Annotated in this window: 1 protein-coding gene; it reads left to right on the plus strand. The window is 63.2% G+C overall.

Going from position 1 to position 573, the window contains the following annotated elements:
• Positions 1-477: LPD11 domain-containing protein (locus B5G37_RS15475; RefSeq protein ID WP_343229718.1), on the plus strand; the 477-nt coding region annotated here is incomplete at its 5' end.
• Positions 478-573: the final 96 nt, after the last annotated feature.

The raw sequence follows: 573 nt of genomic DNA on the forward strand, positions 1-573 counted from the left end.
TCATGGACCGTGGCAGGCACCGACCTGCAAAACGTGACCGACTGGCTCAACACCGCCAAGGAGACACTGCAACCCGCCGTCGGAGAGGAACCGACCCCCGCGCCCGGCCCCGAAGAGCCATCCACCTATGACTACCAGCTCCTCGACCGGTTGAAGTCCGACTGCGACTACTACCTCGGCGCGTGCGTGGACTTCGGCATGGACATGACGGCTGCCCAGAAGAACCTGTGGGCCGGAAACATCGAGGCACAGGTCTCCAAGATGCGGGAACTCTACGACAAGCTCCCCGAGAAACCGGACTGGCTCACCATGCAGGACATCGACCGGTACGAGCACGACATGCTCGCCCAACGTGACGGCACAGCCGGGCAGAAGGAATCCGTGAGCCTCAGCGGGGAGGCCAAGAGCGCACGGGACTCCTCCCGCGCACTCGACGCCCACACGCCCGACGCCTCGACCCATGAAAACCAGCGATAGAGAAAGAAGGCCCCATCATGAAGGGAATGCTCATACCAACGGACGGCACGCCCCATGCCATCGACATCCAACAGGATGAGAACGGGTCCGCGCTCC

It is taken from the genome of Pseudoflavonifractor sp. An85 (genome assembly GCF_002161235.1).
Lineage (GTDB): Bacteria > Bacillota > Clostridia > Oscillospirales > Oscillospiraceae > Enterenecus.